A 25350-nucleotide genomic window follows, 5' to 3' on the forward strand; every position below is an offset into this window, starting at 1 on the left:
GCAAGGATGTGGAGCCTTGCGCGCAAGGGTTTGAGGGAGGTGCGCGGGTGTTTTAGAGCGGAGCGCGGGGCTTTTGGGCTTGCGGGTTGGGGGTTTGAGGCTTGCGCGCAAGGCACCAGAGCCTTGCACGCAAGGGTTTGAGGGCGGCGCGCCGGGATTGGAGGGTTGCGCGCAAGGCTGTTGAGGCTGAACGGATGAGTCGTTTTGGGGCGTGCGCAAGGTTCAGAGTCTTGCGTGCAAGGGCATTAGGGTTGCACGCCCAGTGTTGGATGCTTGCGCGCAAGGTGTTTGAGGCTTGCGGGCGGGGCTTTTAGGGCGGTGCGCCGGGTTATTTGGGTGGTGAACGAGGATTGGAGTGCCGCGTGTGGGTGTTTTAGGGTAGCGCGCCACGGTTGCAGTGGCGCGTGCGAGGTTCGGTGCTTGGTGAATTGACCTGTAACAGGGTGTGGTCTATGCTGAACGCGCTTCGTTTGCGGCGAATTGCTCGCGGCGGTGAATAGGGAGGCCGTTGAGATGTTTTGGATCACTACGCTTGCCGGGAGGCAGGGATTGGCGTATCGAGGTCAATTTCACATATTTTATTCATCAAAGTTGATGCATATCTCCATGGTCGAAATTAACGTATACATTTTCGACGTCTAAATTATATTTAGGCATCGCAAAATAGCAGCTGTTGGACAAACGAGAGGCAATTAATGATATGGGAAACAATGCATCGACCCGAATTAAGCGGTACCAGGAATTCAAAAAGTATCTTGGCGAATCATCGCAATTATTTGAATCCCTAAAGAATAAAAACGAAAAGGCGATAAGGCTTGCAAACCTCTACCATCTATGCATCACCCCCGGAGGAAGCTTAGGAGGCTCCGACGACAGAGTATTTGAGATTTTTTATGGGCAACGCCCATTTGATACCCAGCGACCAGACCCATTTAATCGACAGAAAATAACAGTACTATCCGAATATGGAGCTAGGCTGCATTACCATCTACTAGACAATGGGCTAGTGCTGGCAGTACTGCACCCGGCAAAAACGGAGAACTTCTCGCCCACCGAAACCTCAATATTGATTTCAGGATTTATTCCCCCGGAGAAATTAATAAAAATAGTACACAGCCATTTCAAGCTACTAAACTCTTATATGCAATGCACTAGCCTTGATGGAGAGCCAAACCTGATTGATAAGAGCAGGATATTTTGGTTAAGGTTCACCAACCACCTCATCATCGACAGCAAGAAACAACCAATCAAAGCAATATCCTACGCTTCAGAGGTGCTGAAGTATGCGCTAACAGTAGGGCTTAGCGGTTTTCTGCTTGCAGCAATAACCGCACATTACACGGATACAGTCGATTACACGACCCAGGCGGATGCAATAAGCCGAAAAATATCATCAATTGATGCGCAAATTAGTAGCGAGTCAAAAAATATTGTCGACATAAAAAATGCGCTGGAAAACCTAAGCAAAAAGAAGACAAAGAAATAATTTAATGTTCTTATGCAATTGAAGCGTATTCAATATCGTGTCCTCGCTCGGATGCCTAACTTGGCGTTCAACTCGGAGAATAGTGCTTTGCAATATTTCCGGCGCTGATGATCTCTCGAAGAGGCCTGCTTTTTTGCAGCTAACATCTAACATAGGTTACTTATAATGAAGATTATTACTTTGTACAATCACAAAGGTGGAGTGTCAAAAACAACCACCACATTTAACTTGGCATCCTATTTGGCATCTACTGGCAAAAAAGTGCTAATGGTTGACGCTGATCCCCAATGCAATCTAACGGAAATTGCTTTGTCGCGCACGATTACGGCGCTGGATGAAAAGGCGTTGGCTACTACTACTACTGCAAAAATAGAGGACCTTCCCGGAACAAGCATTCTTGATGCATTAAATCAGCGTATCAAAGGTGATGCAGCATTCATTGATTTGTCAAAAGTAAAAACAAATGAAGTGGGGGAAAATTTATACTTGCTTCGCGGCTCTGTCGATCTTAGCTCCATTGAGGATGACCTCGCTGAGGCATATATACAGCGTGCTAGCATGCGAACAAACCTTATGCGAACGTACGTTTCTATCGGCGACTTTCTTGTCAGATTGGCGGAGCAGCAAAAGCTTGATTATATTTTTGTCGATGTTGGCCCCAGTTCAGGAGCACTAACTAGAGCATTCTTTTTAACCTGCGATGCATTTTTTCTTCCTGCAGCTCCAGATCGATTTAATGTTCAGGCGATAGGAACGTTATCTACAATTCTGGACCGTTGGATGTCCGAGCATTCGCAGGTGATAAAGCAGTACTCAGATTTGGGTTTGCCTATACGCCCCGGAAAGCCGGTATTCTTAGGGGCAGTTATTCAAGCATTTAAAATATATGCAGGCAAGGCCAAGCCGGGATATAAACTTTGGATGACAAGGCTGCCCAAAGAAATAGCAGCGTCCTTGAAGCCTGTTATGAAAAAACATGGATCACTTGATCAGATGTATTTGCCAACGTCCACAAAGCCAATTGCAATTGAAATTCCGGATTTTAATCAATTGGCGCCTTTGATGCAGGAGGTTGGGAAGGCCGTATTTGATATATCAAGAGCCGATACTGCACGAATCACAGATAGTGGCCTGCCGTGGACTGGCAATAATTGGACTCAAGCAGCTGATCGAATGAAGGCGTATAAAGCGCTTTTTTGCACTTTGGCCGAAAAGCTGGAGGGTATCTGAAATGCCGCAAAATGCCGACGGACTTAACCTAAAGCAGCATTTTGTTGCATTTTTAGACCTGCTGGGTTTTACCGAAATGGTGGAGGCAGATCTGCGCGGAGCGCATCAAAATAATTTGGCTAAATTATTTCGATGTCACCAAAGCGCAGGCGTGGTATTTCGAGATGATGTAAATTGTTCTATTATTCAGTTTTCCGATTCAATCGTTATATCGATGCCTTATAGTGCTGAAAAATTCGAATGGTTTGTGAGTCGTGTTGCAGACTATCAAAGACTGCTTTTGGATGAGCACCTTTTATGTCGAGGTGGCATAGCTGTTAATAAGCATTTTTCGAATGGATCATTTACATTTAGTGCAGGTCTCATTGAGGCATACAAAGTAGAGAGCAGGATTGCTAGATATCCTCGTGTGGTAGTTTCGCCTGATGTTTTGGATCTTATTTTTCCAGATAGAACAGACATTCCAAAGCATCTTGTAAAGGAAGATGATGGATTATTTTTTGTTGACTACATTGGTTTAACGAAGCGTCGAAAACCCGTGCTGTTAACGCGCACACTTGGAGCGGTGGTCTCCAATCTATCTTTGAACACGAGTCCTTCCGTGCGCGAGAAGGGATTATGGTTGGCCTCTTATTCTGATTCTGTTTTGGCGACAAACCTTAGTTCGCCTCGTTTTACCCAAGCCGGTCGCGCTGCGCCAAGACGGGCGCCCTGAGTCGTTGCGTCATGTGTAACGTGGAGGCGCAGCACGATTCGCTGTAATCATGCAATTCATGAAATCACCAGAACGCAAACAACTTCTCCAAGCCCTGAAAACCCGCTTCGATCAAAACATGCCCCGGCATGTCGGCATCGATTGGGCCGACGTGGCCGCAAAGCTCGAAGCCAACCCCGCCGCCCTCGAATCGCTGCAAGCCATGGAATCCACAGGCGGGGAACCCGACGTCATCGGCCACGACCCCAAGTCCGGCCAATTCACCTTCTGCGACTGCGCCCCAGAAAGCCCCACCGGCCGCAGAAGCACCTGCTATGACGGCGAAGCCCGAGCCGCCCGAAAAGAGAACAAGCCCGACCACAGCGCCGTCGAAATGGCCGCCGCCATGGGCATCGACCTGCTGACCGAAGCGCAATACCGCGCCCTGCAAAAGCTCGGCGACTTCGACTTGAAGACCTCCAGCTGGATCAAAACGCCACCCGAGGTCAGGGCCCTCGGCGGCGCCCTGTTCTGTGACCGGCGCTATGGCCAAGTCTTCGTTTATCACAATGGCGTGCAGTCGTACTACGCCGCCAGAGGCTTCCGGGGTTTGCTACGGGTCTAATTAAGCAAGCGCGGACTGATCAAAACCCGCCACGTGCACGCAAGGACTGCAGCTCCTTTTGCACGGCCGCCAATCCGCCGTTGGCGTACAGCACCACCAGGCGCTCTTGGCTCAAGTTGGCGAACACGGGGTTGCGGAACTTGGTGTTGTAGCGGGCGGTGTCGGCGGGGTCAAAGCCAAAGCGCGGCGCCAGTTGCGCGATCAGCAGCGCGGCATCGCCCGCAGCGGGGATCGAATAGGTGAAGTCGCCGTCCGAGAGGTTGTGCAGGGTGTATTCAGGCAGCAGGTTGGTTTGGCCGGCCCCCGCCAAGTCCACGCCATCGCCCAGCTTGCGCAGCGCTGGCAGGCGCCAGTGGCCGGCGGCATCTTTGGCCAGATAACCAGCGGCCAGCGGATCGACCTGGGCCAGGATGCTCGCGGCGCGGAGCCAGTTCACCACCTTGCCCTCATTGCCCAAGGTGGGGTTGGAATGCGCCGAGGCCTGGGCAATGACGAAGGCCGCAGGAAGCCCCCGCTTGATGGACTCTGAAATGCTGATGATGTGGTGGCCGCCGGTGGCCGTGCCGTTGGCGGCATTGCCACCGAAGTTCAGCTCTTTGAAGGTCTGCCCGTCCGCGCCCCACTGGAAGACGATGGTCTTGGCCCAGTCGTGCCAGATCGGCGCGGCGATGACCACGTCTTGGTCGATGAAGAACGGCGACTTGAACCAGGCGCGCTCATCTTGCCCATCTTCATGCCCGTGCCCGGCGTGTTCGTCGCCATAGTTGGCACGGTAACCGCTGGCCAGGCCCAGGGCCGCGCGTTCATTGTTGGCCTCGTGGATGGGCAAGCCACCGGGGTAGCCGTGGTGGCTGGTGAAGCTACTGCCGGGCGCAGCATCGAAGCTCATGGGCAAGTTGGGGCAGTCCGAGCTGTCATTCAGCACGGGGGGAAACACGCCAGTCTTGAGCCCACCGGGGAAGGTGGCATCGTCCGCCGGCTCGATCAGGCCTGCGGCCGTGAGTTCAGACAGGATCCGGGCTTTGTCCGCGCCACTGAGCCTGGCACGCGCGGTGACACAAAAGCGGCGGTTTTCAAGCAAGTCGAGTGTCGCGCGTCGCAGCGAAGCGTTCTTGATTTGCCTGGCTTGCTGCACGAGGAACTGATGCGCCTCGACCACGCGCGGTGAGCGGGCCACCAAGCGGTCCGCCTCTGTATTGCCTGCGCCAGGCAAGGTCTGGTCGGCGGCTTGCGATGCCGTTGAGAAGAGCAGTGTGCAAATTCCGGTAAGCAAGACGATGCGGCGCAAGTTCATGGTGTCGACCTCGGTGTGTTCATGGCATGAATGAATGGCCAATGTCGAGAATGACTGTGACAAAGCAATGGCAACCCTGGCTGTCTATCGGATTGGCTTGACGCCGAAGCAGGCTTGGCATCACCGGTAGATACTGGCGCACCTTGATCCCACGTGGCGCGAGCCATTGACGCAACACCATGACCACCCAGTGGCAAGCCTTTGGATGCGCACCGATCTTCTCCAGCATGGCGTCGCTGGCTGCTGCAGCACAGGCCATCAACACCCGCGCGGGCGTGGCGCCTCTGCCTGTGCGCCTGCCTGAAGCGCGGTCGCCTGAGGGCATGTCCATCAGCGCCATCCCCACCGGGTTCATTGAATCGCGTGCGGCCATGGCCTTCAGCGGTGGGCGCTTTGACGATGTGCGGCGGTTTGCGCTGAATGCCGTCCTCGTGAGGCACCCGGCGGGCGACCTGCTGTTCGACGCGGGCATTGGCCGCCAGTGGGCAACACATCGTCAGGCCTTGCCTTGGGTGATGCGCAAAACCACCAGGGTCGTTGCAGGCCGGCCAGCCGCTGAGCAGCTCTTGGCTCAGGGTTACCAGCTGGACCAGCTCTCAGGCATCGTCCTCACGCACGCCCACTGGGACCACATCAGCGGGGTTCAGGATTTTCCGGGTGCGGCGGTGTGGATCTCTGAGGCCGAGGTGCAGTTCATCGAGGGTGGGCATCGCTCCACCAAAGTGGCTCGCGGCATTGGCCCCTTGAACCTGCGGCCCTTTGGGTTTCAAGCGCGGCCCTACCTTGGCTTCTCACAATCGTGGGACGTTTGGTCAGATGGCTCGGTGGTGTTGGTGCCCGCGCCTGGGCACACCCCAGGCTCGATCATCGTGTTCATCACTTTGGCCAGCGGACGCCGGTTTGCCTTGATCGGTGACATCGTCTGGCAGATGGAGGGGCTGGAGCGGGAGGTCGAGAAGCCTTGGCTCAGCCGGATGGTGGCCGATCACAGCCCGCGTGATGTGCAGCAACTCATCACCACGCTGGCTCATTTGCAGCAGACGCATCCGAGTATCACGATGATCCCGTCGCATGACGAGCGGGGCATGGGGGCTTTGCCCGCGTGGTCGGCCGCCTAAAGGGCTGTACCAAGGCGCTTGGTGGGCTCAGTCGGCGGGCGCCTCTTGTGCCACATCCACCCATTGCGCCTCGACCAACTGCGCCAGGCGTTCAGGTGAAATCCGCACCGCCGCATTGACGGCCCCGGCGGCGGGCAGCACCACGTCAAAGCGCCGCAGCGAAACATCAGTGAACACGCGCAGCGGATGCGGCAGGCCGAAAGGGCACACGCCGCCGACAGGGTGGCTGGTCCACTGCACCACCTCTTCGGCGTTCAGCATCTTGGCTTTGCCGCCAAAGTGCTCCTTGAAGCGCCGGTTGTCCAGGCGGCAATCACCGCCCATCACCAGCAGGATCACTTCGTCCTTTAGCCACAGCGACAAGGTCTTGGCGATTTGCGCGGGCGCCACGCCATGCACCCGGGCCGCATCCAGCACGGTGGCGGTGGGCTCTGGCGTTTGCAGGATGGCGATGTCGGGCGCCTGTTGGGCGAGGAAGGCTTGGACGGATTGCAGGCTCATCCCCGCATTTTGGCAGCGGCCCATGCCGAGCTCATCGCTGTGAGGTATTGACGGAAATAAAGCTTTGCCACAGACTGCATCGCGAAATTCATTTTCATGACCATCAGGGGGACCGCAATGAATAAATCATTCGGCTTAGGCATCGTCATTGCCCTTGCAGCTTGCTCGGCCAATGCTGCTCAAATCGTGGGCGGCACGCCTTCCTTCACCGCCGTTCGGGCGCAGATCGAGACCGCTGGCTGCCCCATTGAGCTTGATCCCTCCTGCCTGGTGCAAGCCACCTTGGGCGGCTCGCTTCAAGAGGCGGGTTCCGAGCCCCGCGCCTACAGCCAAGTGCGCGCAGGCTTTGGCGTCAATGGGGCCTACGCATCGGTCAACCAGGCGCAAGACCGCGAGGCCTATGCAGAATCAATCTGGAGCGATGCGTTTGTGGTGCATGGCGGCAGTGGCCAAGCCACTGCGCAAATAACTGTTCGCCTGGAGGGCACCCTGGATGGCCTGGGGCAACCAGGCGGGCCAGGCTCCAACTCGTTTTACACCCTGTTCGTGAGTGACAAGCCGATCTCGTGTGATTTTGATGAATTGGACTGCACCGGGAATGCCGCCATCCCCTTGACCGAATCACTCTCAGGGGTTCAGTACTTGAGTGCAAGCATTGAGTTCACCTACGACAAGCCGTTCTACCTGGCCAGTTACTTGGGCGCAGAGGTGGTTGGTGGCCAAACGGGCGTGGCTGATTTTTTCCACTCGGCCCACTTTGGAATCAGCGCACCCATTGATGCGACTTTAACCACAGACTCGGGCACGCGGTATCAGGCGGCCTCATCTGTTCCCGAGCCCCAATCGGTGGTGATGTTCGCCATGGGGATGCTGGTTGCCTGGCGCACAGGCTCCAAGCGCGCACGTCACCCTTGATTGGAGAACAGCCATGAAGATCCCTTTCCTGATTGCCGCCGTCGCGGCCATGCACTGCCTGCCCTCATGGGCCGACACATACTCTTTTGCCGCGGTCAAGGACGCTGGGGTCAGTGCCTCTGACGTGCTCCAGGCCCAATACAACTACACGGACGCCGCCTTTCTGAGCAACACCGGCTTGGCGTCGGCAAGTGGCAATGGCAATGCAGCCAAGGCACAAGCGTTGCCTGGCGTGAACCGGATCGAGGTGGCCAACACCGTCCCGGTCACGGATGAATTCATCCGCCAAACCGGCATTGGCGGGCCTTTCGCCATCGCCTTGTCGGCCTGGACCGACAACTTTCTCATCACGGGCGGAACAGGTTCGGGAACCGTGAAAATCAGCGCCAACGTCACAGGCCGTTTTGGCCAGGGCTATGGCTCAGGCGGCGGCTACGGATTGTGGTTGTCAACGCCTGACGAGTTGCGGACCGAGGTGACGGAGTTCCTGAGCACCGATCCCACGGCCTGGTTGTTGGAGACCATTGATGAGCCGGAGGATGGTGGCGAAACGCTGATGTTGTCTTACCTGGCCAACGTGCTGAAACCTGGGCACACCGACCCCGGCCTGTTAGTGGCGCCCGGCAGCCAGTTCGGCGGGGTGTTCACCACCGAGGTCCCGTTCACCTACGGAGAATCGTTTTCAATCGCGAGCGTTTTGTTTGGCTTTGCCAACGACACCGGCTCCTTGTCGGCGATGAACTCGGCCCACTTCGGCATCTCAGTGCTGAACAACGCTGGTGCAATCGTGACAACGGGTTCCGGCATGGTGTATACGGCGGCGGTGCCTGAGCCGCAAACGCAAGCCATGTTGCTGGCTGGCCTGGCGGTGCTGGCATTTACCGCCCTGCGCAGGTCTTCTAGCTGGCCAGTGCCGATGCCGGCAACCCAAAAACATGGTCAAACCCCAGATTGAACAAGAAGGTGTAGACCATGAAGAACACCATCAGGCCCAGGTCATAAATAAAGGCTTGCCACAGGCTGAGCCCCAGCAGGTGGGCAAACAGCGGCACCAGCAGCACCACCAAGCCCAACTCAAAACCCAAGGCGTGCGCGGCACGGCGCAGCAGCCCGCGGCCTTTCGTGGCTTGCCGCGCCTCCCAGTACTCAAAGGCGGAGGTATAGACCAGGTTCCACACCAAGGCGATGGCGGATGACGCCAATGCGGCCATGCCGGCATACACGAATGAGTCGCGCGTGGAAATGAGCCACAGCAGCGTGCTGCTCATGCACACGGCAATCAACTCGAAGAGGGAAACGTAAATCAGCTTGCGCTTGAGACCTTGCATGCCGTGAATGTATATCTATATTTCTGAACATAAAAGTTAGAATGTGTCAGATAAATTGACAGGTCAGGCGCGCATGAAAACTGGTTTTGACAGTGACAACGTGAAGGTGTTCCTGGCCGTGTTGGACCAGGGCTCGTTCTCGGCCGCAGCCCGCACGCTCGGCCGCGTGCCTTCGGCGGTGAGCATGGCCATCGCCCAGTTGGAGGCCGAGCTGGACTTGATCTTGTTTGACCGCACGGGCCGCGAGCCTTCGGCCACCGCGGCGGCAAAAGCGCTGGAGCCGGGGGCGCGGCAACTGGCCCACCAACTGCGCATGCTCCAGGGCCAAGCCTTGTCTTTGCACCAAGGCCTGGAGCGGCGCCTGAGCATGGCCATCGCGCCCGAGCTGCTGACCGCCGCATGGCAAGCGCCATTGACCGTGCTGGCGCGCGAGTTCCCGGCCCTGGAGGTTGAGATCCTGACCGCGCCGCAAGCCGACGCCTTGCAGATGTTGCACAGCGGCTGCGTGCAACTGGCGCTGGTTTTCGAGCGCACGGCCATTGACGAGAAGGAAGGCTTTCAAGAGTTCAGCAGCGAAACCCTCACCGCCGTGATCGCGCCGTCTTTGCTGGCCACGCTGGGGGCCAACAAGCGCCTGCGGCCAGCCGATCTGTTGAACCTGCGCCAGGTGGTGGTGGTGGGGCGCGATGAGGAGCAGGTGGACCCGCGGCTGCTGCTGTCCCGCCAGGTCTGGCGCACCGACAACCCGCAGACTGCCTTGAGCCTGGTGCAGTCGGGCCTGGGCTGGGCTTACCTGCCGCGCTCGCTCACCACGCCGCACATGGGGCCCGGCTCATTGGTGGACATCGGCTTTGCCAACATGTCGAACGAGGTGCGGCTGTGGGCCGATGTGGTGTGGATCAAGGAGCGGCCGCTGGGCCTGGGTGCGCAGCGCTACATTGAGCTGATGCGCCAAGCCCATCCACGGCCTTGATGACCGCAAAATCTGGCTAGACGTGGCTGGGCGGTGCAGGCCGCATGCACAACCACAGGCCCACCACCACAAAAGTGCCGTACACGCCCCACCGCAGCCAATCTGGGATGGGCAGAAACCACAGCATGACGGCGCTGCACGACATCATGAAACAGGCCAGCCACTTGGCTTTGCGCGGCACGGCGCCATGCTCACGCCAATGGCGGATGGGCTGGCCAAATGTGGGGTGGCTCAGCAAATGTGCTTCAAGTGCCGGCCAACCTTTGCCGGCTGCCCAGGCTGCTGCCAGCACAAATGGCACGGTGGGCATCACCGGCAGCACTGCGCCAATCACACCCAGTGCCAGGAACAGCACCGCCAGCCCTCGCCATAGCCACCGGCGCGTGTCAGCGAGCAAAGATATCTCCAGAAATGGGATGCATGGTCAAAGTCTAACCTCGTGTGCCTGGGCAGGGATTCAAAAGGGGAAATCCGCTGGTACCGCGGTATCAGCAATAGCTATACCCGCGTCGGGTGTGAGAAAGCTAAACTCAAGGCATGTCCCTGTCCCATGCCTTGTTGACCTCGCTGCTTGAAAAATCTTCGTCGGGCTATGACCTGGCCCGGCGATTTGACAAGTCGATCGGATTTTTCTGGCACGCCACGCATCAGCAGATCTACCGTGAGCTGGCCCGCATGGAAAAGGCGGGCTGGATTGCGTCAGAAGCCGCGCCGGATGGCGGCAAGACCCGCAAACGCATCTACCAGGTGCTGAGCGATGGCCAGCAGGAGCTGCAACGCTGGGCGCGCGAGCCCGCTCCGCCCATGGACATGCGCGACGAGTTGATGGTGCGCCTGCGCGCCGATGCGGCCGTGGGCCCCTTGGGTCTGGATGTTGAGCTGGAGCGTCGCTTGGCCCTGCACCAGGCCAAGTTGCAGGCCTACCGGGCCATTGAGCAGCGCGACTTTGGCGCGCACAAGCAGCCCTTGTCGCGCGAGGCGCAGATCCAGCATTTGATCCTGAAGACGGGGATCATGTACGAGCAAAGCTGGATCAATTGGTCTCGTGAGGCGATCGAGGTACTGCGGCAGGCCTGATAAACGGTTACTCATTTCCTGGGCCAAACATTGGCCAAACACGGTCCATGCCTATAAATTATCTCCATGACCATTTGAATGGCTTGGGGGGAGAAAAATGGACCGAGGGATTGATCGGGCAGTGGATGTGCTCATCGTGGGGGCGGGCCCCACGGGCATGGGCGCGAGTTGGCGCATTCAAGAGCTGCATGAACTGGGCTTGAATGCCGTGCACGACTGGTTGCTGGTGGAGCAGTGCAGTGCGCCTGGCGGCATGGCCGCATCGTTCCGCGATGCCCAAGGTTTTACCTGGGATATCGGGGTGCACGTCATCTATTCTCACTACCCGTATTTCAATGAGTTTTTGAAAGACGTGCTGGGGGAGGGCATCCTGGAGCACCCCCGCAAAGGCTGGGTCTGGCTCAAGGGAAACTACATTCCTTTCCCGCTTCAAAACAACTTGCAGCGATTGCCTGTCGATGATTTGCTGGCGTGTGTGGCCAGCTTTCCGAACGCGGCCACGGCCAACCCCATGCCTGCCAATTTCTCGCAATGGATCAACCAGCACTTTGGCACGGCCTTGGCTGAGCTGTTCTTTCTGCCTTATGCCTACAAGATGTGGGCTTACCCGGCCGAGAACCTGGCCACCACCTGGACCGAACGCAAAAGCAGCTCGAAATACCAGAACGTGCAGCGGACCAGTTTGCTGCCCTTGGTTGAAAACCTCATCCGCCGGCAAGACACCCCGGGCTGGGATGGGGCCGTTCCTTTTCCTTACCCGGCCAAAGGTGGTGCTGGGGCCTTGTGGAGCGAGGCCTTTTCGCGCCTGCCCAGGGAGCATGCCCAACTGGGCAAGGGCGTGGTGTCCATCGACACCGCCTCGCGAGTGGCCACCTTGTCCAGCGGCGAGCGGGTGCGCTATGCCAGCCTGTTGAGCAGCATGCCGCTTGATGCCTTCCTGGAGCGTCTGGATGAAGGCTTTCGCGCCCAGTTGCCCGCGCCCGTGTTGAAGCACAGCAGCAGCCACGTCATCGGCGTGGGGGTTCATGGTGAGGTGCCAGAGCATCTGCGCGATAAATTCTGGATCCAGTTTGCGCAACTCGATCTGCCTTTTTTCCGCATCTCGATCACGTCCAATTACTCGCCCGACAACGTGCCCTCGTCCGGGGCTTTCTGGTCATTGATGTGCGAGGTCAGTGAATCACCGCTCAAGCCTGTGAACCATGACACCGTGGTGCCCGATGTGATCGCAGCACTGAGGCGCGTGGGTCTGTTGAGCCCCGAGCATGAAATCGCCTCGGTTTGGCATCGGCCTATCGCTTATGGGTATCCGGTACCTTGTCTTGAGCGCGATGCTTACCTGGAAGAAGTCCAGGCGCTGCTCAAAGAGAACGGCATCTACAGCCGCGGGCGCTTCGGGGGCTGGAAATACGAGGTGTCCAACCAGGACAATGCGTTCATGCAGGGCGTAGAGGCCATTGACAACATGGTGTTGGGCACTGAAGAGTTGACCTACATGCACCCCGAGCTGGTTTGCCGAACCATCGTTGACCGACTGGCTGGCCGCTCCTTTCTGAATCGGCACAAGATGGTTCGGCCAGCATGAAACATGAGGTGCTCTACGAGGTGGCCAAGCGCATTTTTGACGTGGCCATTGTCTTGGCCTTGCTCCCGCTCGTGTTGCTCTTGGTGTTGGTTTGCGGGCTTTTGATTCGCTTGCAAAGCCCGGGGCCCTTGCTGCTGTTCCAGATCAGGGAAGGGCGCCACGGGCGGTGTTTTGAGTTGCTCAAGCTCAGAACCATGCACATGGACTCGGAAGCGCGCTTGAAGCAGCACCTTGACGCGGATCCGAGCGCCCGAGAGCAGTGGGAGCGGTATTTCTGCTTACCCCGTGACCCCCGGGTAGCGGGATCGGTTGCAGACTTTTGCCGCCGGTATTCGATCGACGAGGTGCCCCAGCTTTGGAATGTGTTGTTGGGGCACATGAGCCTGGTGGGGCCGCGCCCCATGATCCCCGCCGATGCGCGGCGGTTTTTCAGCGACGAGGTGCGTCAGTTGCGGCTGCAGGTCAAACCAGGCCTGACGGGCTTGTGGCAGGCCACGCGCGTCAGCAAGAAAGACATGCTGGACAGCATGGCGCTAAGAGACCTTGATTACCTGAAAAGACGATCGTTGGTGCTGGACCTGTGGATCTGTTTGCGCACTTTCAAATCCGTTCTATCAGGCGGTGGTCAATATTGACCAGAGGTGGTGCCGGCCATTTTGGCCGTGAGGGCCGGCAGGGTGATGCCGGGCTCGCCTTGCAAGGCCTGCTGCCATGCTTGCCAGGCTTGATCGACCAGGGCGGTGTAGCTTTGTTTGAACTGCTGCTTTGAAAAGCGCAGTGCATTTTCACGGCAGGCCTGGGGCGTGATGCTGGCCTCGTGCTGCTCAAAATCGGCAAGGGCCTGGCGGATGGCTTCAGGCGTGGCTTCTTTGAACAGCACGCCGGTGGGCGCCTGGTGCTGGCCAATGGGCCTGACGATCTCGGCCGTGCCGCCCCGCGCCAGGCCGATGACCGGTGCACCGGCGGCCTGCGCCTCTGCCACGATGATGCCGAAGTCTTCTTCGGCCGCGAACACAAACGCCCGGGCTCGACCCATGTGGTCGGCCATGACCTCGTCGCTGACCCAACCCAGGAATTCGATGTTGGCACCGGCCCTGGCTCGAAGCCGCTGCTCTTGAGGCCCATGGCCAGCCACGACCAGCCTGCGGTGGGGTGTTGTCGCAAAGGCGTCGATGACGGCATCCATGCGCTTGAACGGGTTCATGAACGACGCGCAGAAATAGAAATCTTCGCGCGTGGCCGCGGGCTGAAAGCGGTCGATGTCAACCGGCGGGTAGATCTTGAGCGCATCGCGGCGGTAGGTTTTCCAGATGCGCCGCCTGATGTAGTCCGAGTTGGCAATCATCAGGTCAACGCCATTCGCGGCACGAGCATCCCACCCACGGATGCGGTGAAACAACCAGGATGCCAGCATGCGTTTGGGGCCGGTGTTGTACCCAAAGTTGTCCAGGTAATCCAGCAGCTTGTCCCAGGCAAAGCGGGGCGGCGAATGGATGTAGGAGATGTGCAGTTGGTCGGGGCCCACCGTCACGCCTTTGGCGAAAGCATGGCTTCCGGATAAAACCAGGTCGTAGCCCCGAAGGTCATGCAGTTCAACCGCCAAGGGCATGAACGGGGCGAGCTTCCAGTAATGTTTTTTGGCCCCAGGAATGTGCTGCACAAAACTGGTGTTGATTTTTCTGCCCGCGCCCAATTGCTGGCGCTGGGTCTCTGAAAAGAAATCAACCGTGACGAACAGATCGGCCTGTGGGTAGCACTCGAGCATGTCGATCAACACCCGCTCGCCACCTCCCAGCGTGACCAACCAGTCGTAAACAATGGCGATGCGAGGCCCCGTTGAGTTGAACGCCATGGGCTTACATGAAATGCCGTGCAAGCATGAAGGCCTCGGCGTAGGGGGCGCCAATTTGCAGCCCACGCGATTTCAAGCGCACAAGCAGGTCATCGGCTTGGCGCCCAAACGCTTGCTCGGTGGGGTAGGCGTTCATGGCCGCCACTTTGCGTTGGGCGTCTTCTTCTTCCAACAGCACGAACATATTGGGGCTGAAGGAGGTGTCGTAGGCCTGATCGGTGGAGGTTGCTGTTTCAAAAAAAGCCACCGAGCGCCGGCGCCTGAAAGGCCGGGTGCCAATCTCGACGGCCCGGCTGACCGCACGGTGCGCCTGATGAACGTCGTGCGGCCAATGCGTCAAGACCATGTCGCTCCACTCGATGTGCGGTAGCAGCGCGGCGTGAATTTGTTCGACATGCTGGTCGGCCGTCAGGTCAACCAAGCCGGTGTCGAGCATGAGCGCCTCTGCGTTCAGGATCTCGCAAGCGTGCGCAAAATGCTCTGCCAATTCGGCTTGGTGGGCGAGACCCCGGACGTCACCCCTTTGCAAAGGCAGAACCACTTTGCACGTGGCGCCTTCGCGCACCCAGCGGCTGATGGTGCCTCCACAGCCAAGCGTTTCATCGTCGGGGTGAGCGATCACGACCAGGATTTTGCGGCCTTTCATTTCCATGAAGTGCCATACCGGTGGTGGATGCCATACAGGGACAGCGCCGAATCAATTTGATGAGCCGGCAAAGCTTCATACCATTTCAAGGATTCAGCCAGACCCGTGTCCCAGGGGGTGAATGACACCTCAGGCAATAGTTTTTGAAGTGGTTTGATGTCGGCCACCAACCGGGTGTTGGGGGTTTCGCCTCGGCGCATGTCGATGTGGGCAATGCCGGCACGGTTATCGAAATACTGGTTGACCGCCTCGGCCACGGCATTGACCGTGATTTCTTGCCCCGTGCCGCAGTCAAATGGCTCTGGTGTGAATGGTGCGCGCATCACATCGACCGTGATGCGGGCGGTGTCACGAGAGTAAATCATGTCGACGGTTTGCTCGCCATTGCCGTAAATTTGAATGGGCAGCCCCCTCAAAGCCTGTGCCGCAAACACGGGCAGGATTTTACGGACGGGTGCCAATTTTTGGCCCGGGCCATAAACATTCAAAAACCGCATGATCGATACCTGAACCGGATTGCGCCGGGTAAAAAGGCGCGCCATTTGTTCAGCGGCATGCTTGGTCACCGTGTAGGTATTGAGCCAGACGCTGGGTTTTGACGACAAGAATACCCGTGGCACCATGCATTTGACGGCGGCCTCCAGGACATTCAGCGCCCCCATGACGTTGACCTCCATGGAGCCGCGCAAATCGCACTCCAGCTCGGAAGTGCCCAGGCGCGCCGCAAAATGGTAAACCTCGTCAACACCCTCCAGGCAAGGAATCAACTCACCCATTTGCATGATATCGGCCTGCAAATAAGTGACCTTATTGCGCCGGTGTTGATCGAGGTAGTTTTCGGGCCAATAAATATCTATGGCCACAACCTCACACCCGCGTGTCAGTAATTCTTCTATGACCGCCTGGCCCAGAAAACCCTTAGCCCCGATGATTGCTGCACGCATGAGTGCCTCCCAATTGAATAATGAAGCGCAAATTAAAATGCGCTGGTGACTAAGATAGCACCGCCATTCAATGAAAGGCCACCCCCCGATTCAGGGGGTAATAATTTTAAATGTAATATTTATTAAAATACGTTATCTGATCTGGGAAAACGCACGCGGTTTTAAGCGAGCGCTGGCCGACGGGTGGCGCCGCGTGCAATGCGCAGGCCAACCAGGCTGGCTGAGGCGATGCCCAGCACCAGCACAAACGAGGCACCATAGAAGATGCCGTTGGGATGGCCGTGGTCCAGCAGGGCGCCGAAGATGGGCGCGGCGACGGCAAAGCCCAGGTCCAGTCCCGAATAAACCGTGCCGTAGACGCGGCCTGTTGCGCCTGGGGGCGATGCCCGCTTGATGAGCATGTCTCGCGAAGGGCCCGCCAGGCCGGTGCCAAAACCCGCCAGCGCAGCCGCGCCAGCTGCGATGTAGGGCGGCAACCACCCTGTGGCCGTAAACAACAACAGCAGCGCCGCGCCGGTCATGGCGGCGGCAATGGTGCGTTCGAGCCGCTCCACCTTGGCCACCAAAAAGCCGCCCAGCACCATGCCCGCGGCGCCACACAGCATGTAGCCGGTGACCACAAAGGCGGTGATCGACACGGGCAGGCCATACATGCGCCCAAGGGCGGGGCTGGCAAAGCTTTGGATGGCGCTGAGCGCGGCGGTGGTCCAGAAGAAAAACGAGAAGCACAGCCACACCGACGGCAGTTTCAGAAAAGCCATGGGGTGTTCGCTGGCGGCATGCTGGGCGGAGCTGGCCTTATGCTCATGGCCCCAACTGCCCTGGCGGTCGTCGATGGCGTCTCGGTTGAGCAACAGCAAGGCGAGCACGCCCAGGCCGATCAACGCCGTGCCAAGGTAGGCGGTGCGCCAATCGCCCGCCCAAGTGCTGACGCCAATCAGGAACACCGGCGCCAAGGCCCAACCCAGGTTGCCTGAAATGCCATGGATGGAAAAGGCATGGCCCAGCCGAGGTGCCGACACGCGCTTGTTCAAGATGGTGAAATCGGCCGGGTGGAAAGGCGCATTACCCAAGCCGGCCAAGGCTGACGCCAACATCAGGCCGTGGTAACTGTGGGCCGTGGCTGCGGCCAGCGAGGCCGCCACGAAGCAGCCCAAGGCCGACAGCAACACAGGGCGCGCGCCCACGCGGTCCACCAGGAAACCGGCCAAAGCCTGACCCACGCCCGAGATGACAAAAAACAGGGTGACCAGCAAGCCAAGCTGGGAGTAGTTCAGGCCAAAGTCGCGGATGAACAGGGGGAACAGTGGCGGCAGCAGCATGTGGTGGAAATGTGAGGTGCCGTGGGCCAGGCCGATGAGGCCAATGGTCCGAAAATCCTGGGTGGGGCTGGTGGTTGTCGCGCTGCTCATGCGCAATTTTACGGGCGCGGACAAAACCGGTGCACGCGCGAGGCTGCCCTGCGGCACCGGTTCCGTGAAGCATCACCCCATCAAGCGGCCACGCTCAGGTTGCCGCCTGTGTTCTGCATCGAGGCGGCATTGCTGGCCGTTTTGGCGTACTCGCCGAGCATCTCCTTGAACTGGTCGAACTCGCCGGCGCTGATCTTCTGGTCGCCATCGGTGTCGACTGCCTTCAGCAGATCCTTGATCGCGTTCTTCATCTCACCGGCAGCGCGCTCTTGTTCAGACACGGTGCCATCTTCATTGGTGTCCAGGGGGTCAATGTCGCTGCTGGATGACGAGGTGCTGCCCGATGGCGGTGGTCCGCCAGCGCCTTGCGGCCCACCCTCGGCATTGCGGGCCTGGGCGAAGGCCATGGTGGAGGAGGGCTCGGGCAGGAGGCTTTTCATGCCGGCCTCCATTTCGGACGAATCCAGGCTGCCGTCGCCGTTGCTGTCCATCTTGGTCAGCGCATCGGCCGCCGTGGTGGTGCTGCTGGTGCCGGTGTGCTTGGCGATGTCGTCGAGCATGCTTTGCAACTCGGTGGCATCCACGCCTCCGCTGCCGTCGCTGTCGACTTTGTTGAACATCTCTTGCTGCCGCGAGGCGCGAGAGGTGCTCATGGCGGACCAGGCGCTTGCGCTGCTGCTGATCCCGCTGATGCTGCTCATGGTGAATCCTTTACTGGAAGGTTGAGGTGATTGGATTCTTGGGGGCCCATGTCGTTGCAGCATTGCTGCTGTGTACCAAGCTTGGTACAAAACCCGCCCCAAGCCGATGAACAGTGGGGTATTTGCACGCTTGTTGAAATGCTTTGACAGAGGCGTTGGCCCCTAAAGTGCTTTTTGGGATCCTGCCGCCATGAACCAAACTCAACACATCCTGGTCGTTGACGACGACGAGGGCATCACCTCACTGCTGTGCGACTACCTGGCCAACTTTGGCTTCGTGGCGCATTCGGCGGGCGATGGCACGGCCATGCGGCGCCAACTGGACGCCCACCACATCGATTTGATCGTGCTGGATTTGCAGTTGCCTGGCGCGGATGGCCTCACCCTGGCCAATGAACTGCGCAGCAAGTCACGGATCCCCATCGTGATGTTGACAGCGCGCGGCAATCCCATCGACCGGGTGATCGGCCTGGAAATGGGCGCCGACGACTACATGAGCAAGCCATTCGAGCCGCGTGAACTGGTGGCCCGCATCCACACCGTGCTGCGCCGCGTGAAGGGCGGGCAAGATGAACGTGCCGCCAGCTCTAACGGTGACTTCATCCGCTTTGATGGTTGGGAGTTGCACCGCAGTGAACGGCGCTTGACCTCGCCCAAGGGTCTGGTGGTGCCGCTGTCGAATGCCGAGTTCCAGTTGCTGTCCACCTTCTTGAAGACACCCCGGCGCTTGTTCACGCGTGACCAGTTGATGGCGCAGGCGCGTGGTCGGTCGATGGATTCGGTGGAGCGCAGCATCGATTTGCTGGTCTCGCGCTTGCGGCAAAAGCTGGACGACAACCCGCGCGATCCGACCATGATCAAGACCGTGCGTGGCGAGGGCTATGTGTTCAATGTGCAGACGGTGCAGGGGCCGATGTCATGGGCCGCGCACTGAGCGCGGCCAGGCGCCTGATGCCCGCCACCCTGTTTGGCCGGCTGGCCTTGCTGTTGCTGGTGACCGCGCTGATCAGCCATGTGCTGGCCCTGACGATGATGTTTGAGCTGCGGCCCATGCCGCCCCGTCACCACCCCGGCGACATGGGCGGTCCGCCGCCGATGATGCACCTGGGCTTGCTGCTGGACATCGGTATCCGGCTGACCGCTGTGGCCCTGGCAGCCTGGGTGGGCGCCCGCTGGTTGTCACAACCCATCAAGCGTCTGGCCCATGCCGCGCTGGAGCTGGGCCACGACATTGGGCGGCCACCCTTGCAGATGCAGGGGCCCAAGGAGTGTCGCGATGCCACCTTGGTGTTCAACCAGATGCAGGCGCAGATCCAGCAACAGCTGAGCGACCGCGACCGTTTCGTGGCTGCGGTTTCGCATGATCTGCGCACGCCGTTGACCCGTTTGCGTTTGCGCGCCGAGGGCATCGACCACCCCGAGCAGCGGCGCAAATTTCAGCAAGACATTGTCGAGATGGACGAGATGATCCGCGCCACGCTGGATTACTTGCGCGGCTGCGCCGACCCGGAAGCCCGGGTGTTGCTGGACATCAACGCCCTGGTGGACAGCATCCGCGAAGACCACGCGGATTGCGGCCATGCAGTGACCGTGGTGGGCACGGCGCTGCCTTTGATGGCCCAGGCTTCCGCCTTGCGCCGCTGCGTGGTCAACCTCGTGGAAAACGCCATCCGCTATGGCGAAAGTGCCCAGATCAGGCTGATCGATGCCCCCGACAGCTTGCGCATTGAGGTGCACGACCGGGGGGCCGGTTTGCCAGAGGCCGAGCTGAACAAGGTGATGGCCCCGTTCTACCGGGTTGAAGGCTCGCGCAACCGCCAGCATGGGGGCGTGGGCCTGGGCTTGTCGACCGCGCACGACATCGCGCGGCACCACCAAGGCCAGTTGCAGCTCATCAATGCCGCGGCGGGCGGGCTGGTGGCCCGTTTGAGCTTGCCTCGGCTCCCCTTGCCCCGCTGAGCGGCCTCGCCAGGCGCGTACACTTCGCGCCTGCGACTTGATAGGCGACCAGATGCTTTATTCCGTGCGAATGTTGTTGATGTTTGTGCACTTTTTGGTGTCGGGCGTTTTGGGCATGCTGATCGGACTGTGTCGACCGTTCAACCCCGACAACAGCCGCCTCTGCGCGCGCATCTACTCTGTGCCGGCATTGCGGATCCTGGGCTTGAAGCTCGAAATGGACGCGCAAGGGTTGATGCAGCACCAGCGCTCATGCGTGATCGTGGCCAACCACCAGTCCAACTACGACCTGTTCGTGCTGGGCAGCCTGGTGCCTGAGCGCACCGTGACCATCGGCAAGAAGAGCCTGAAGTGGGTGCCGCTCTTTGGCCAGATCTACTGGCTGGCGGGCAATGTGTTGATCAACCGTGCCAATGCCGAGCAGGCCAAGCAGGCCATGCTGACCACCACGGACACCCTGCAACACAAAGACACTTCGATCTGGGTGTTTGCCGAGGGCACGCGCAACCTGGGCAAGGGCTTGTTGCCGTTCAAGAAGGGCGCGTTTCAAATGGCCATCAACGCGGGCGTGCCGATCATCCCCCTGTGCACCAGCAACTACAAGAACCACATGCACCTGAACCGTTGGCGCAGTGGCACGGTGAAGGTGCGCTCGCTGGCGCCCATTCCCACCGCCGGGCTGAGTCTGGACGACATGCCTGCACTGATTGAACGGTGCCGGCTGCAGATGCAAGAATGCATTCAGAGCATGGACCGCGAGATCGCGGCCGCTGATGATGAGAATTTGAAAGCAAGAGGCGGAGTGCGCGGCCAACATTGAGCGCGAATACTGAGGCCTTCTGACCAACGATGGAGTGTTGTCATGGAGGATGAAGCGCGTTGGGCCGCGGTGCTGGCCAAAAACAAGCAACTGGATGGCGAGTTCGTGTTCGCGGTCAAGACGACCGGCATTTACTGCCGGCCCTCGTGTCCCGCCAAGCCCGCCAAGCGGCAGAACGTCGAGTTTTTTGACACCACGGTGCTGGCTGCTGGCGCCGGCTATCGGGCCTGCAAACGCTGCAAGCCCGATGGGCCGTCGCAAGAGTGCACACGGCACGATCTGGTGCTGCAGGCATGCCAAGCCATCGAGCAAAGCGAGTCTGGCTTGTTGCTCGACGACCTTGCCGCCATGGTGGGCCTGAGCCCGCACCATTTTCACCGCATCTTCAAGGCTGGCACCGGGCTGACGCCCAAGCAGTACCACAAGGCGGTGCAGGCCAGGCGCGTCACCTTGGCCTTGCAGGGCGCCTCTTCGGTGACCGAGGCCCTGTACGACGCTGGCTTCAGCTCGTCCGGGCGGTTTTACGAAGATGCCAGCTCAAACCTGGGCATGTCACCCAGCAGCTTTCGGCAAGGCGGTGCGGGCGAGCAGATTCGCCACACGATCGAGCCTTGCTCGCTGGGGATGCTGCTGGTGGCCGCAACGCCGCGTGGCGTCTGCGCAATCGAGTTTGCTGATAGCCGGGACGTGTTGCTGGCGCGTTTGCAGGCCCGTTTTTCAAAGGCCGTGCTGCAAGCAGGGGACGATCAGTTCAAGCAATGGGTCGCCCAGATACTGCGCTACCTTGACCAGCCTACCGGCGCGCTGGATTTGCCGCTGGATGTGCAGGGCACGGTGTTTCAGCGGCGTGTGTGGAAGGCGCTGCAAGAGATTCCCACCGGGCAGACCTTGAGCTACACCGAACTGGCGCAACGGTTGGGCCAGCCAACGGCAGTGCGGGCGGTGGCCTCGGCCTGTGCCAACAACCAGATCGCCGTGGCCATCCCTTGCCACCGTGTCGTGCGAGCGGGAGGCGCCCTGGCGGGCTTTCGCTGGGGCCTGGAGCGCAAGGCCGAGTTGTTGCGCCGTGAAGGTGGCGACTCCTGATGAGTGCCGAGCTGCATGAACGCGTGGCCGCGCTGGACTGGGAGTGCATCCACATGGCGCTTGACCAGCGCGGCTTTGCCATCACGGGCCCGCTGCTGACTGCCGCCGAGTGTGGTGCGTTGGCGGGCTGCTATGACGACGAAGCCTTGTTCCGCAGCCGCGTGGTCATGGGCCGCCATGGATTTGGTCGTGGTGAGTACAAGTACTTTGATTACCCTCTGCCCGAGGTGATCGCCACCCTGCGAGAAGGCTTCTACCCGCGCTTGGTGCACGTGGCCAATCATTGGAATGAGCTGATGGGCGTGCCCGCTCGGTATCCCAAGGATTTGCCATCCATGCTGGCGCGTTGTCATGCCGCAGGCCAAATCCGGCCCACGCCTTTGTTGTTGAAGTACGAAGCCGGCGACTACAACTGCCTGCACCAGGATCTGTATGGCGAGCATGTGTTCCCATTGCAAGTGGCCTTGTTGCTGTCGCGGCCCGGCCATGACTTCGCGGGGGGCGAGTTTGTGCTGGTGGAGCAGCGCCCCCGGATGCAAAGCCGGCCGCAGGTGGTGCCGCTGGCGCAGGGCGAGGGTGTCATCTTTGCCGTGCACCACCGACCGGTGCAAGGCACGCGTGGCAGCTACCGTGTCAACCTGCGGCATGGTGTGAGTGAGCTGACGTGGGGCCGGCGCTTCACCACCGGGGTGATCTTCCATGACGCGGCTTGAGTGCATGGTCCCTTTGCCGGCCAACTACCGGCATGCCGATGTGCTGGCTTTTCATGGGCGCGATGCGCAGTCCACAGCTGAGCTCGTGCAGGGCCAGTGTTTGCGCAAAGGCCTCATGCTGCGGGGCTGCCCCGCCGTGGTCGAGATCGTGCTGGAGCAAGCCGAGGCCCGATGCACCTTGTGGGTGGACGGCCCCGCGTCTGCCGCAGCAATGGCCGAGTTTGAAGGCCTGTCCAGACGGCTGCTGGGACTTCACATGGACGTGGATGCTTTCGAGGCCCTGCATGGTGAACACCCTGAGCTGGGCGCACTGGTTTTGGCGCAAAGCGGTTTGCGCGTGCCCATGGCCGCCACGCCATTTGAGGCCTTGACCTGGGCCGTGACCGGGCAGCAGATCAATGTGGGCGTGGCCTCTCAGCTGCGTCGCCGCCTGATCTTGCTGGGTGGCCGGCAGCATTCAAGCGGCTTGTGGTGCCATCCGGATGCGGCGGGCGTGGCCGCCCTCGCCGAGACGGCATTGCGCGAGGCCAAGTTCTCGATCGCCAAGACGCAGACCATTTTGACGATCAGCCGGATGGTCAGCGAGGGGCGGCTGACCTTGGATGACTGGATGGCCATGCCGCTGGCCGTGCCCGCCATGGAGGCAGCGCTCTTGTCCATCAGGGGCGTGGGCCCCTGGACAGTCAATTACACCTTGCTGCGGGGCTTTGGCCATGCGGACGGATCACTGCATGGTGACGTGGCGGTGCGCAACGCCTTGCAGCGCGTATTGGGGCAGAGCGACAAATTGACTGCCGCGCAGACCGAGGCTTGGCTCAAGCCATTCGCGCCTTGGCGCTCTTTGGTGGCGGCGCACTTGTGGGCGTCACTTCGCTTTGCGGAAGGTTAGGTTGTGGCGGATGTCAGGCCCGCCGGATGTGGGCTTGAGCGCCTTCACGCCATGAAAGCGCAGGCGTGAGGGGCCGCCCCACACCAGAACGTCGCCATCATGAAGAGGCAGGGTGCGCAAAGGCTCCGAGCGCTTGAGACCGCCCAACTGGAAGTTCGCCGTGGCGCCAATGGACACCGACACGATCGGCTGATCCATGTCTTGCTCGTCCCTGTCCTGGTGGGCACCCAATGCGGCACCGCTGCCGTAGCGGTTGATGAGGCAGGCATCGGGCTCGAAGTGGTCAAACCCGGCGGCAGTGGCGGCTTTTTGGGCCAGGGCCATGAAGCTGTCTGGCATGGCGGGCCAAGGGCGCTGGGTCAGCGGGTCGGTCGGGCTGTACTGGTAGCCGGCGCTGGAGGAGGTCCAGCCCCAAGGGCCGCAGTTGGTCATGGCCACCGACATGCGCTTGCCGCCACCCACTTGCATGTGCCTGAAAGCCGCCTGCGCCGCGACCAGCTCGATTTGCGCCAACAGGGGTGCGGTGTCGTCGATGAACGCGGTCAGCAGGAAGAACCCCTCAACCAGCTGGATGCAGGGAGACTGGGGTTCAAACAGGGATGATGGCGGCCTCATGACCGCCCAGTTTACGGCGGGCTTGGCCTGTCACTGAAAGCCGTCAAGCGGCATGTTTTCAGTGCGGCGCTCTTTGCGCTTTTCCCACTCGTCTCGAACGCTGGGGGCCGATGGTGCGGGCGTGTCGTCCTGAGACCGGTAGCGCCACAAGGTGGTCAGTACCGACGCCGCCAACAGCAAAACCGCACTGCACATGCTGGGGCCGCTGAACCCGAAAATGGGAATCAAAGCCGCGCCGGTCAAGGCGTAGATGAAGGGCAGGAGTTTGTAAAGCGACTCAGGGATCCACATGTTCGTTGCCACGACTGGCTCATTGGTAACAATGTGTTGAGTCTCTCAGAATCGCTTGCCCACGGGTGTTGCGGGACCCCCTCATGCAAAGGGCTGGCGGCGATTTCCCAGAAATTAACGTGGGAAAGTCACGCTCCAGCAGGGTTCAGGCGCCGGCGCAAATCGCTCAAGGTGGTGCGCAAGGACATCAACTCCTGATTCGTCATGTCCACTTGGCAGCCCACGGCTTGCGGGATTGATTGAGCCTGGTTTTTCAAAGCAAGGCCTGAGGCGGTCAAGGTCACGCGAACGCGGCGCTCGTCTTGCTGATCGCGCTGGCGTTGCACCAGGCCCGCGGCTTCCAGGCGTTTGAGCAACGGTGTCAGGGTGCCTGAATCCAGCTGCAGGCGTTTGCCCAAGTCATTGACGGTGAGGTCGGCGTGCTCCCACAACACCATCATCACCAGGTACTGCGGGTAGGTCAGGCCCAGGGGTGCCAGCAGTGGTTTGTAGAGCTTGGTCATGGCCAGCGATGCCGAGTACAAGGCGAAGCAAAGCTGGCGATCCAGGCTCAACAGGTCGTCGGACGGGTTGGTGGGAAGGGCATCAGGCATGAC

The 25350-nt window shown here is 59.6% G+C and carries 29 protein-coding genes; 17 read left to right on the forward strand and 12 right to left on the reverse strand.

Features of this window, described 5'->3' with window-relative positions:
- The first annotated feature begins 673 nt into the window (after nucleotides 1–673).
- The 4 genes from LQ232_RS13360 to LQ232_RS13375 all read left to right on the forward strand — a co-directional run bounded on the left by LQ232_RS13360 (nucleotide 674) and on the right by LQ232_RS13375 (nucleotide 4035).
- Nucleotides 674–1486 carry a hypothetical protein gene (locus LQ232_RS13360; RefSeq protein WP_230180840.1) on the forward strand — a complete coding sequence of 271 codons (813 nt, stop codon included), beginning with the start codon at nucleotides 674–676 and terminating at the stop codon, nucleotides 1484–1486.
- 165 nt (nucleotides 1487–1651) lie between these two features.
- Nucleotides 1652–2716 carry an AAA family ATPase gene (locus LQ232_RS13365; protein ID WP_230180841.1) on the forward strand — a complete coding sequence of 355 codons (1065 nt, stop codon included), beginning with the start codon at nucleotides 1652–1654 and terminating at the stop codon, nucleotides 2714–2716.
- 1 nt (nucleotide 2717) lies between these two features.
- Nucleotides 2718–3431, forward strand: a complete 714-nt coding sequence (locus tag LQ232_RS13370) for a hypothetical protein (protein WP_230180842.1) — start codon at nucleotides 2718–2720, stop codon at nucleotides 3429–3431.
- Nucleotides 3432–3489: 58 nt separating this feature from the next.
- Nucleotides 3490–4035 (forward strand): DUF4256 domain-containing protein, encoded by a 546-nt coding sequence (locus LQ232_RS13375; RefSeq protein ID WP_230180843.1) that lies wholly within the window; start codon nucleotides 3490–3492, stop codon nucleotides 4033–4035.
- Nucleotides 4036–4054: 19 nt separating this feature from the next.
- On the opposite strand, the gene LQ232_RS13380 is transcribed toward LQ232_RS13375, so the two are convergent.
- A complete protein-coding gene (locus LQ232_RS13380; protein ID WP_230180844.1) occupies nucleotides 4055–5329 on the reverse strand; it encodes a hypothetical protein in 1275 nt (424 codons plus the stop codon).
- A 179-nt stretch (nucleotides 5330–5508) separates the two neighbouring features.
- Between LQ232_RS13380 and LQ232_RS13385 the strand changes: the two genes are divergently transcribed.
- Complete coding sequence (locus tag LQ232_RS13385; protein WP_230180845.1) at nucleotides 5509–6447, forward strand: MBL fold metallo-hydrolase; 939 nt, start codon at nucleotides 5509–5511, stop codon at nucleotides 6445–6447.
- 27 nt (nucleotides 6448–6474) lie between these two features.
- Here the strand turns inward: LQ232_RS13385 and LQ232_RS13390 are convergent, their stop codons facing one another.
- On the reverse strand, nucleotides 6475–6948 hold the full coding sequence (locus LQ232_RS13390; RefSeq protein WP_230180846.1) for a YbaK/EbsC family protein: 474 nt from the start codon (nucleotides 6946–6948) through the stop codon (nucleotides 6475–6477).
- Nucleotides 6949–7065: 117 nt separating this feature from the next.
- On the opposite strand from LQ232_RS13390, the gene LQ232_RS13395 reads away from it, so the two are divergent.
- Both LQ232_RS13395 and LQ232_RS13400 read left to right on the forward strand, forming a co-directional pair.
- The gene (locus LQ232_RS13395; protein ID WP_230180847.1) at nucleotides 7066–7863 is read left to right on the forward strand and encodes a hypothetical protein; all 798 of its coding nucleotides are present in this window, start codon (nucleotides 7066–7068) and stop codon (nucleotides 7861–7863) included.
- 13 nt (nucleotides 7864–7876) lie between these two features.
- A complete protein-coding gene (locus LQ232_RS13400; RefSeq protein WP_230180848.1) occupies nucleotides 7877–8818 on the forward strand; it encodes a PEP-CTERM sorting domain-containing protein in 942 nt (313 codons plus the stop codon).
- Here LQ232_RS13400 and LQ232_RS13405 read toward each other — a convergent pair.
- Nucleotides 8763–9191 carry a PACE efflux transporter gene (locus LQ232_RS13405; RefSeq protein WP_230180849.1) on the reverse strand — a complete coding sequence of 143 codons (429 nt, stop codon included), beginning with the start codon at nucleotides 9189–9191 and terminating at the stop codon, nucleotides 8763–8765. The two genes, LQ232_RS13400 and LQ232_RS13405, sit on opposite strands and share 56 nt — an antisense overlap.
- Nucleotides 9192–9264: 73 nt before the next feature.
- On the opposite strand from LQ232_RS13405, the gene LQ232_RS13410 reads away from it, so the two are divergent.
- Entirely contained in the window at nucleotides 9265–10164 is a 900-nt protein-coding gene (locus tag LQ232_RS13410; protein ID WP_230180850.1) for a LysR family transcriptional regulator, read from the forward strand.
- 16 nt (nucleotides 10165–10180) lie between these two features.
- Here the strand turns inward: LQ232_RS13410 and LQ232_RS13415 are convergent, their stop codons facing one another.
- Nucleotides 10181–10561, reverse strand: a complete 381-nt coding sequence (locus tag LQ232_RS13415) for a YbaN family protein (RefSeq protein ID WP_230180851.1) — start codon at nucleotides 10559–10561, stop codon at nucleotides 10181–10183.
- 140 nt (nucleotides 10562–10701) lie between these two features.
- Here LQ232_RS13415 and LQ232_RS13420 point away from each other — a divergent pair, with 140 nt between their 5' ends.
- The 3 genes from LQ232_RS13420 to LQ232_RS13430 all read left to right on the forward strand — a co-directional run bounded on the left by LQ232_RS13420 (nucleotide 10702) and on the right by LQ232_RS13430 (nucleotide 13461).
- On the forward strand, nucleotides 10702–11241 hold the full coding sequence (locus LQ232_RS13420; protein WP_230180852.1) for a PadR family transcriptional regulator: 540 nt from the start codon (nucleotides 10702–10704) through the stop codon (nucleotides 11239–11241).
- 121 nt (nucleotides 11242–11362) lie between these two features.
- Nucleotides 11363–12826: an NAD(P)/FAD-dependent oxidoreductase gene (locus LQ232_RS13425; RefSeq protein WP_230180853.1), complete on the forward strand. Its 1464-nt coding sequence runs from the start codon at nucleotides 11363–11365 to the stop codon at nucleotides 12824–12826.
- Complete coding sequence (locus tag LQ232_RS13430) at nucleotides 12823–13461, forward strand: sugar transferase (protein WP_230180854.1); 639 nt, start codon at nucleotides 12823–12825, stop codon at nucleotides 13459–13461. Before LQ232_RS13425 ends, LQ232_RS13430 begins: the two co-directional genes overlap by 4 nt.
- On the opposite strand, the gene LQ232_RS13435 is transcribed toward LQ232_RS13430, so the two are convergent.
- The 5 genes from LQ232_RS13435 to LQ232_RS13455 all read right to left on the reverse strand — a co-directional run bounded on the left by LQ232_RS13435 (nucleotide 13452) and on the right by LQ232_RS13455 (nucleotide 18381).
- Nucleotides 13452–14678 (reverse strand): glycosyltransferase, encoded by a 1227-nt coding sequence (locus LQ232_RS13435; RefSeq protein WP_230180855.1) that lies wholly within the window; start codon nucleotides 14676–14678, stop codon nucleotides 13452–13454. The two genes, LQ232_RS13430 and LQ232_RS13435, sit on opposite strands and share 10 nt — an antisense overlap.
- Nucleotides 14679–14682: 4 nt before the next feature.
- Nucleotides 14683–15324: a PIG-L deacetylase family protein gene (locus tag LQ232_RS13440; protein ID WP_230180856.1), complete on the reverse strand. Its 642-nt coding sequence runs from the start codon at nucleotides 15322–15324 to the stop codon at nucleotides 14683–14685.
- Nucleotides 15321–16268 carry an NAD(P)-dependent oxidoreductase gene (locus LQ232_RS13445; protein WP_230180857.1) on the reverse strand — a complete coding sequence of 316 codons (948 nt, stop codon included), beginning with the start codon at nucleotides 16266–16268 and terminating at the stop codon, nucleotides 15321–15323. Before LQ232_RS13445 ends, LQ232_RS13440 begins: the two co-directional genes overlap by 4 nt.
- A gap of 161 nt (nucleotides 16269–16429) precedes the next feature.
- Nucleotides 16430–17680 (reverse strand): MFS transporter, encoded by a 1251-nt coding sequence (locus tag LQ232_RS13450; protein ID WP_230180858.1) that lies wholly within the window; start codon nucleotides 17678–17680, stop codon nucleotides 16430–16432.
- An 80-nt stretch (nucleotides 17681–17760) separates the two neighbouring features.
- Nucleotides 17761–18381 carry an EF-hand domain-containing protein gene (locus LQ232_RS13455; protein WP_230180859.1) on the reverse strand — a complete coding sequence of 207 codons (621 nt, stop codon included), beginning with the start codon at nucleotides 18379–18381 and terminating at the stop codon, nucleotides 17761–17763.
- Between the two features lie 190 nt (nucleotides 18382–18571).
- On the opposite strand from LQ232_RS13455, the gene LQ232_RS13460 reads away from it, so the two are divergent.
- From LQ232_RS13460 to LQ232_RS13485, 6 genes are all read left to right on the forward strand, one after another.
- Nucleotides 18572–19315 carry a response regulator gene (locus LQ232_RS13460; protein WP_230180860.1) on the forward strand — a complete coding sequence of 248 codons (744 nt, stop codon included), beginning with the start codon at nucleotides 18572–18574 and terminating at the stop codon, nucleotides 19313–19315.
- The gene (locus LQ232_RS13465) at nucleotides 19300–20340 is read left to right on the forward strand and encodes an ATP-binding protein (protein WP_230180861.1); all 1041 of its coding nucleotides are present in this window, start codon (nucleotides 19300–19302) and stop codon (nucleotides 20338–20340) included. Before LQ232_RS13460 ends, LQ232_RS13465 begins: the two co-directional genes overlap by 16 nt.
- Nucleotides 20341–20419: 79 nt before the next feature.
- Nucleotides 20420–21160, forward strand: coding sequence for a 1-acyl-sn-glycerol-3-phosphate acyltransferase (locus tag LQ232_RS13470; RefSeq protein ID WP_230180862.1), 741 nt, complete (start codon nucleotides 20420–20422; stop codon nucleotides 21158–21160).
- A gap of 42 nt (nucleotides 21161–21202) precedes the next feature.
- A complete protein-coding gene (gene ada / locus LQ232_RS13475; RefSeq protein WP_230180863.1) occupies nucleotides 21203–22246 on the forward strand; it encodes a bifunctional DNA-binding transcriptional regulator/O6-methylguanine-DNA methyltransferase Ada in 1044 nt (347 codons plus the stop codon).
- Nucleotides 22246–22959 (forward strand): 2OG-Fe(II) oxygenase, encoded by a 714-nt coding sequence (locus LQ232_RS13480; RefSeq protein WP_230180864.1) that lies wholly within the window; start codon nucleotides 22246–22248, stop codon nucleotides 22957–22959. Before ada ends, LQ232_RS13480 begins: the two co-directional genes overlap by 1 nt.
- 4 nt (nucleotides 22960–22963) lie before the next feature.
- On the forward strand, nucleotides 22964–23848 hold the full coding sequence (locus LQ232_RS13485) for a DNA-3-methyladenine glycosylase (protein ID WP_230180865.1): 885 nt from the start codon (nucleotides 22964–22966) through the stop codon (nucleotides 23846–23848).
- Here the strand turns inward: LQ232_RS13485 and alkB are convergent.
- The 3 genes from alkB to LQ232_RS13500 all read right to left on the reverse strand — a co-directional run bounded on the left by alkB (nucleotide 23825) and on the right by LQ232_RS13500 (nucleotide 25347).
- Complete coding sequence (gene alkB, locus LQ232_RS13490) at nucleotides 23825–24463, reverse strand: DNA oxidative demethylase AlkB (protein WP_230180866.1); 639 nt, start codon at nucleotides 24461–24463, stop codon at nucleotides 23825–23827. The genes LQ232_RS13485 and alkB overlap by 24 nt on opposite strands.
- Before the next feature lie 30 nt (nucleotides 24464–24493).
- Complete coding sequence (locus LQ232_RS13495; RefSeq protein WP_230180867.1) at nucleotides 24494–24766, reverse strand: hypothetical protein; 273 nt, start codon at nucleotides 24764–24766, stop codon at nucleotides 24494–24496.
- A 116-nt stretch (nucleotides 24767–24882) separates the two neighbouring features.
- Nucleotides 24883–25347, reverse strand: a complete 465-nt coding sequence (locus LQ232_RS13500; protein WP_230180868.1) for a MarR family winged helix-turn-helix transcriptional regulator — start codon at nucleotides 25345–25347, stop codon at nucleotides 24883–24885.
- Between the last annotated feature and the right edge of the window lie 3 nt (nucleotides 25348–25350).

It is taken from the genome of Aquabacterium sp. CECT 9606, assembly GCF_918741295.1.
In the GTDB taxonomy this organism is placed as follows: domain Bacteria; phylum Pseudomonadota; class Gammaproteobacteria; order Burkholderiales; family Burkholderiaceae_C; genus Aquabacterium.

Coding starts and splice junctions, on each gene's coding strand:
- LQ232_RS13365 (WP_230180841.1), top strand. CDS start 1,652: ATGAAGATTATTACTTTGTACAATCACAAAGGTGGAGTGTCAAAAACA.
- LQ232_RS13370 (WP_230180842.1), top strand. CDS start 2,718: ATGCCGCAAAATGCCGACGGACTTAACCTAAAGCAGCATTTTGTTGCA.
- LQ232_RS13375 (WP_230180843.1), top strand. CDS start 3,490: ATGAAATCACCAGAACGCAAACAACTTCTCCAAGCCCTGAAAACCCGC.
- LQ232_RS13380 (WP_230180844.1), bottom strand. CDS start 5,329: ATGAACTTGCGCCGCATCGTCTTGCTTACCGGAATTTGCACACTGCTC.
- LQ232_RS13385 (WP_230180845.1), top strand. CDS start 5,509: ATGACCACCCAGTGGCAAGCCTTTGGATGCGCACCGATCTTCTCCAGC.
- LQ232_RS13390 (WP_230180846.1), bottom strand. CDS start 6,948: ATGAGCCTGCAATCCGTCCAAGCCTTCCTCGCCCAACAGGCGCCCGAC.
- LQ232_RS13395 (WP_230180847.1), top strand. CDS start 7,066: ATGAATAAATCATTCGGCTTAGGCATCGTCATTGCCCTTGCAGCTTGC.
- LQ232_RS13400 (WP_230180848.1), top strand. CDS start 7,877: ATGAAGATCCCTTTCCTGATTGCCGCCGTCGCGGCCATGCACTGCCTG.
- LQ232_RS13405 (WP_230180849.1), bottom strand. CDS start 9,191: ATGCAAGGTCTCAAGCGCAAGCTGATTTACGTTTCCCTCTTCGAGTTG.
- LQ232_RS13410 (WP_230180850.1), top strand. CDS start 9,265: ATGAAAACTGGTTTTGACAGTGACAACGTGAAGGTGTTCCTGGCCGTG.
- LQ232_RS13420 (WP_230180852.1), top strand. CDS start 10,702: ATGTCCCTGTCCCATGCCTTGTTGACCTCGCTGCTTGAAAAATCTTCG.
- LQ232_RS13430 (WP_230180854.1), top strand. CDS start 12,823: ATGAAACATGAGGTGCTCTACGAGGTGGCCAAGCGCATTTTTGACGTG.
- LQ232_RS13435 (WP_230180855.1), bottom strand. CDS start 14,678: ATGGCGTTCAACTCAACGGGGCCTCGCATCGCCATTGTTTACGACTGG.
- LQ232_RS13440 (WP_230180856.1), bottom strand. CDS start 15,324: ATGAAAGGCCGCAAAATCCTGGTCGTGATCGCTCACCCCGACGATGAA.
- LQ232_RS13445 (WP_230180857.1), bottom strand. CDS start 16,268: ATGCGTGCAGCAATCATCGGGGCTAAGGGTTTTCTGGGCCAGGCGGTC.
- LQ232_RS13450 (WP_230180858.1), bottom strand. CDS start 17,680: ATGAGCAGCGCGACAACCACCAGCCCCACCCAGGATTTTCGGACCATT.
- LQ232_RS13455 (WP_230180859.1), bottom strand. CDS start 18,381: ATGAGCAGCATCAGCGGGATCAGCAGCAGCGCAAGCGCCTGGTCCGCC.
- LQ232_RS13460 (WP_230180860.1), top strand. CDS start 18,572: ATGAACCAAACTCAACACATCCTGGTCGTTGACGACGACGAGGGCATC.
- LQ232_RS13465 (WP_230180861.1), top strand. CDS start 19,300: ATGGGCCGCGCACTGAGCGCGGCCAGGCGCCTGATGCCCGCCACCCTG.
- LQ232_RS13470 (WP_230180862.1), top strand. CDS start 20,420: ATGTTTGTGCACTTTTTGGTGTCGGGCGTTTTGGGCATGCTGATCGGA.
- ada (WP_230180863.1), top strand. CDS start 21,203: ATGGAGGATGAAGCGCGTTGGGCCGCGGTGCTGGCCAAAAACAAGCAA.
- LQ232_RS13480 (WP_230180864.1), top strand. CDS start 22,246: ATGAGTGCCGAGCTGCATGAACGCGTGGCCGCGCTGGACTGGGAGTGC.
- LQ232_RS13485 (WP_230180865.1), top strand. CDS start 22,964: ATGGTCCCTTTGCCGGCCAACTACCGGCATGCCGATGTGCTGGCTTTT.
- alkB (WP_230180866.1), bottom strand. CDS start 24,463: ATGAGGCCGCCATCATCCCTGTTTGAACCCCAGTCTCCCTGCATCCAG.
- LQ232_RS13500 (WP_230180868.1), bottom strand. CDS start 25,347: ATGCCTGATGCCCTTCCCACCAACCCGTCCGACGACCTGTTGAGCCTG.